This window comes from Streptomyces sp. NPDC057543 (genome assembly GCF_042801895.1).
Taxonomy (GTDB): domain Bacteria; phylum Actinomycetota; class Actinomycetes; order Streptomycetales; family Streptomycetaceae; genus Streptomyces.
Genome location: NZ_JBHVFF010000435.1, coordinates 1 through 4,839, shown reverse-complemented (window position 1 = coordinate 4,839; position 4,839 = coordinate 1). Strand labels below are relative to the sequence as shown.

Below are 4,839 nucleotides of genomic sequence, written 5' to 3'. Positions count from 1 at the left end.
ATGCGCCCCCGCGGCCGTGAGCCGTTGACACCGGGTGCCAGGGCTTCTAGCGTCTCGTCTGCTGAAGGTACTAAGCGGTTGCTCAGTTATCGGGATGGTTCCGCGCACGCGAAGATTCCGTGCCAGGAGCGCCCCGACGTCCGCTGAGCCGCGATCCAAGGGCGAGGAGAACCAAGCATGTCCACCACCGAGCAGCGCGTCGCCATCGTGACCGGAGCGGCGCGGGGCATTGGCGCCGCCACCGCGGTACGCCTGGCGGCCGAGGGCCGCGCCGTCGCCGTACTCGACCTCGACGAGGCGGCCTGCAAGGACACCGTCGAGAAGATCACCGCCGACGGGGGGACCGCCCTCGCCGTCGGCTGCGATGTGTCGGACAGCGCCCAGGTGGAAGCCGCGGTCGCGCGGGTCGCCGCCGAGCTCGGCGCGCCGACGATCCTCGTCAACAACGCGGGCGTGCTCCGCGACAACCTTCTCTTCAAGATGACCGAGTCCGACTGGGACACCGTGATGAACGTGCACCTCAAGGGTGCGTTCCTGATGGCCAAGGCCGTCCAGAAGCACATGGTGGACGCCAAGTTCGGCCGTATCGTCTCGCTCTCCTCCTCCTCGGCGCTCGGCAATCGCGGCCAGGCCAACTACTCCGCCGTCAAGGCCGGGCTGCAGGGCTTCACCAAGACCCTCGCCAAGGAGCTCGGCAAGTTCGGCATCACCGCCAACGCCGTCGCCCCCGGCTTCATCGTCACCGAGATGACCGCGCAGACCGCGGCCCGGATCGGCATGGGCTTCGAGGAGTTCCAGGCCGCCGCCGCCACCCAGATTCCGGTGCAGCGCGTCGGCCGGCCCGAGGACATCGCCAACGCCATCGCCTTCTTCACGGGCGACGAGGCCGGCTTCGTCTCCGGCCAGGTCATGTACGTAGCCGGCGGACCGCTGAACTGACCCGAAGGGTTATGGACATCATGACTGTGCAGGACAGCGGGAAGGTCGCGCTGATCACGGGCGCGAGCCGGGGCATCGGCTACGGCATCGCCGAGGCGCTCGTGGCCCGCGGCGACCGGGTGTGCATCACCGGGCGCGGCGAGGACGCTCTCAAGGAGGCCGTCGAGCGGCTCGGCTCCGACCGGGCGATCGGTGTGGCGGGCAAGGCGCACGACGAGGCGCACCAGGCGGCTGCGGTCGAGCGCACCATGGAGGCGTTCGGCCGGGTCGACTTCCTGGTCAACAACGCCGGTACGAACCCGGTCTTCGGCCCGATGGCGGACCTCGACCTCAACGTCGCCCGCAAGGTTTTCGAGACGAATGTGATCTCGGCGCTCGGCTTCGCCCAGCGGACCTGGAAGGCCTGGCAGAAGGAGAACGGCGGGGCGATCGTCAACATCGCCTCGGTCGCCGGAATCTCCGCCTCGCCGTTCGTCGGCGCGTACGGCATGAGCAAGGCCGCCATGGTCAACCTGACCCTCCAACTGGCGCACGAGTTCGCGCCGGTCGTCCGGGTCAACGCGATCGCTCCCGCGGTGGTGAGGACGAAGTTCGCCCGGGCGCTGTACGAGGGCCGGGAGGCCGAGGCGGCCGCGGCCTATCCGCTCGGCCGGCTGGGCGTCCCCGAGGACATCGGCGGCGCTGCCGCGTTCCTCACGTCGAGCCAGAGCGACTGGATCACGGGACAGACCCTGGTGGTCGACGGCGGGATCTTCCTCAATGCGGGCGTGGGCTGAGAACAGCCTGAGCGGGTTTGGGCCTTATTGACTCAAGTGCCCTGTCGGGCCTGTGGATTGACCCGACGGGGCGCTGCGGTATGGTCTGCCGACCCATGGCTGATCGAGGAGCGTTCACGTGTTCTACCGGGCCAGTTTGCAGGCCGCTGCAGTCCTTGCTTCCCTTTCCCTGCTGGCCGGCTGCGGACTTCTTTCCGACAGCGGCTCGAATGTGGAGCAGAAGATAGTCGTCGGTACGACCAGTGAGCCCTCCACCCTCGATCCGGCGGCGGCGTGGGACAACTCCTGGGAATTGATGCGGAATGTCTTCCAGACCCTGGTGAGTTTCCCCACCGGCAGCACCAGCCCCGAGCCCGATGCCGCGGAATGGTGCAAGTTCACCGACACGACCAGCACGGCCTATCGGTGCAAACTCCGCGAGGGCCTGAAGTTCTCCAATGGCGAAAAAGTCGACGCCGAGGCCGTGAAGTACTCCATCGACCGGATCTCGGACATCAAGGTCAAGGGCGGCCCCGCCGGCATGCTCGGCTCGCTGGACCGGGTCGAGACCAAGGGCGACGACATGGTCGTCTTCCATCTCACCAAGCCGGACGCCACGTTCCCCTTCATTCTCGCCACGCCCGCGATGTCGCTGGTGGCGCCCGGCGACTATGCGAAGCACAAGATCCGCAACGACGGGAAGGTCACCGGATCCGGCCCCTACCTCCTGGATGCGTACAAGCCGGGGAACCGGGCCGAACTGGTGAAGAATCCGGACTACAAGGGGTTCGCCAACCGTAAGAACGACGCCGTGACCATCCGGTACTTCAAGGAATCCGCCCCCGTGGTCGCCGCGTTGAAGAAGAACGAGATAGACGCGATCTATCGCGGCCTCACCGCCGAGGAGGTCGTCAATCTGGAAGACAACAACGACAAGGACAGCGATCTGCAGATTGTGGAGACCGTCGGCGCGGACATCCGGTTCCTGGTCTTCAACCCCGAGGACCCGGCCGCCGGGAACGTGGCCGTGCGGCAGGCCATCGCCCAGCTCGTCGACCGCGACGCCCTGGTCGCCAAGGTCTACCAGGGCACGGCCGAGCCGCTGTACTCCATGGTCCCCAAGGGCATCGCCGGACACACCACGAGCTTCTTCGACGCCTACGGCGACCCCGACAAGGCCAAGGCGAAGCAGATCCTCGTCAGGGCGGGCATCACCAAACCCGTCGCGATGACGTTCTGGTTCACGACCGACCGGTACGGCTCCTCCACGGCCCCCGAATTCGACGAGCTGAAGCGTCAGCTGGAAGACTCCGGACTGTTCCGGATCACGCTGAAGAGCAAGCCCTGGAAGGAGTTCCAGGAGGGCTTCACCAAAGGCCAGTACCCCGTCTTCGGCCGCGGCTGGTTCCCGGACTTCCCGGACCCGGACAACTTCATCGCCCCCTTCGTGGGCAAGGACAGCATCACCGGGATGCCCTACATGAAGCGTGAGATCAACGAGCAGCTGCTGCCGCAGACCCGCAAGGAGAGCGACCGTGGCGCGGTCAGCAAGCAGTTCGAACGGGCCCAGCGGATCCTGGTCGAGGACGTACGGCTGCTGCCGCTGTGGCAGGGCAAGCTGTACGTCGCTTCGGGCGAGGACATCGGCGGCGGCGAGCGCGCCCTGGACCCGCAGACGGTCATGCAGATGTGGGAGCTGTACCGCAAGGCCAGCTGGTAGGCCCCGGCCGGGCTCGCGAGGCCCGTTGTCAGTGGCCCCCGGTAGGTTCTCGGGTGAAGAACGTATTACCTACCGGAGGTTGTTGACGTGACCGACACCGACCTGCTGCCCGAGTCCTGGCGCGGCGTCCTCGGCGAAGAGCTGCAGAAGCCCTACTTCAAGGAGCTCACCGAGTTCGTCGAGGAGGAGCGGGCCAAGGGGCCGGTCTATCCGCCGCGCGACCAGGTGTTCGCCGCCCTGGAGGCCACGCCCTACGACAAGGTGAAAGTCCTCGTCCTCGGCCAGGACCCGTACCACGGAGAGGGACAGGGGCACGGCCTGTGCTTCTCCGTGCGGCCAGGTGTGAAGACGCCGCCCTCCCTGCGGAACATCTACAAGGAGATGAACGACGAGCTCGGTCTGCCCGTCCCGGACAACGGGTATCTGATGCCCTGGGCCCAGCAGGGCGTCCTGCTGCTCAACGCCGTGCTGACGGTGCGCGCGGGCGAGGCCAACTCGCACAAGGGCAAGGGCTGGGAGAAGTTCACCGACGCCGTGATCCGCGCGGTCGCCTCGCGGCCCGATCCGGCGGTCTTCGTGCTCTGGGGCAACTACGCGCAGAAGAAGCTCCCGCTGATCGACGAGGAGCGCCACGCGGTGGTGAAGGGCGCGCACCCTTCACCGCTCTCCGCCAAGAAGTTCTTCGGCTCCCGTCCGTTCACGCAGATCAACGAGGCGGTGGCGGCGCAGGGGCACGAGGCCATCGACTGGCGCATTCCCGACCTGGGCTGACGTCGCGGTCCGTGCCGGGGCCGTGTCGGGCGCCCGGTGGACAGGCCCGGACGCCTGCCCGAGCCTCAGCGGGATTGGCCGCGGCTGCGGCTAGCGTCGGATCGGGAACGGTCGGTCGGGAACGGGTGGACAGGGACAGGGAGGCCGCAGTGACGGAGCAGCGGGAGACGTCGAAGGACGCCGTCATGACCAGGATCGGCCAGGCCATCATGCTCCTGCACGGCGGTGACCGGGAGGAGGCCCGCAATCGTTTCGGCGACCTCTGGTCGGAGATCGGTGAGGGTGGTGACGCCCTGCACCGGTGCACCCTCGCGCACTACATGGCCGACACCCAGGACGACCCCGGTGATGAACTGGCCTGGGACCTGAGGGCGTTGACTGCGGCCGACAGCCTGACCGACGAGCGGGCGGCACAACACTCCGACGCGTTCGCGGTGCGGGCTCTCTATCCCTCGCTCCATCTCAATCTCGCGGCGGACTATGTGAAGCTCCAGCGCCCCGAGGCGGCCCGGATCCACCTGGACCGGGCGCACGCCGCCTCCGGCGTGCTCGCGGAGGACGGGTCGGACGACGGATATGGGGGAGGGGTCCGGGCGGCGATCGTGCGGCTGGAGCTGAGACTGCGGGAGATGTGAGCGGTGGCCCGGCCGGCGC

Annotated in this window: 5 protein-coding genes; all 5 read left to right on the top strand. The window is 67.7% G+C overall.

All coding sequences use genetic code 11. The features are described 5' to 3' along the window. Window positions 1-177 precede the first annotated feature (177 nt). The 5 genes from fabG (at window position 178) to ACFU8Q_RS39080 (ending at window position 4,820) form a co-directional block, all read left to right on the top strand. Complete coding sequence (gene fabG, locus ACFU8Q_RS39100; RefSeq protein ID WP_384464248.1) at window positions 178-939, top strand: 3-oxoacyl-ACP reductase FabG; 762 nt, start codon at window positions 178-180, stop codon at window positions 937-939. A gap of 20 nt (window positions 940-959) precedes the next feature. Then, on the top strand, window positions 960-1,715 hold the full coding sequence (locus ACFU8Q_RS39095) for an SDR family oxidoreductase (protein ID WP_384464245.1): 756 nt from the start codon (window positions 960-962) through the stop codon (window positions 1,713-1,715). A 118-nt stretch (window positions 1,716-1,833) separates the two neighbouring features. Beyond that, a complete protein-coding gene (locus tag ACFU8Q_RS39090; RefSeq protein WP_384464242.1) occupies window positions 1,834-3,414 on the top strand; it encodes an ABC transporter substrate-binding protein in 1,581 nt (526 codons plus the stop codon). An 87-nt stretch (window positions 3,415-3,501) separates the two neighbouring features. Beyond that, window positions 3,502-4,185 carry a uracil-DNA glycosylase gene (locus ACFU8Q_RS39085; protein WP_383762080.1) on the top strand — a complete coding sequence of 228 codons (684 nt, stop codon included), beginning with the start codon at window positions 3,502-3,504 and terminating at the stop codon, window positions 4,183-4,185. A 149-nt stretch (window positions 4,186-4,334) separates the two neighbouring features. Then, window positions 4,335-4,820 (top strand): hypothetical protein, encoded by a 486-nt coding sequence (locus tag ACFU8Q_RS39080; protein WP_384464239.1) that lies wholly within the window; start codon window positions 4,335-4,337, stop codon window positions 4,818-4,820. The last annotated feature ends 19 nt before the right edge of the window (window positions 4,821-4,839 follow it).

Excerpts from the sequence above, each read along its gene's own strand:
- ACFU8Q_RS39095 (WP_384464245.1), top strand. The coding sequence starts at position 960 with ATGACTGTGCAGGACAGCGGGAAGGTCGCGCTGATCACGGGCGCGAGC.
- fabG (WP_384464248.1), top strand. The coding sequence starts at position 178 with ATGTCCACCACCGAGCAGCGCGTCGCCATCGTGACCGGAGCGGCGCGG.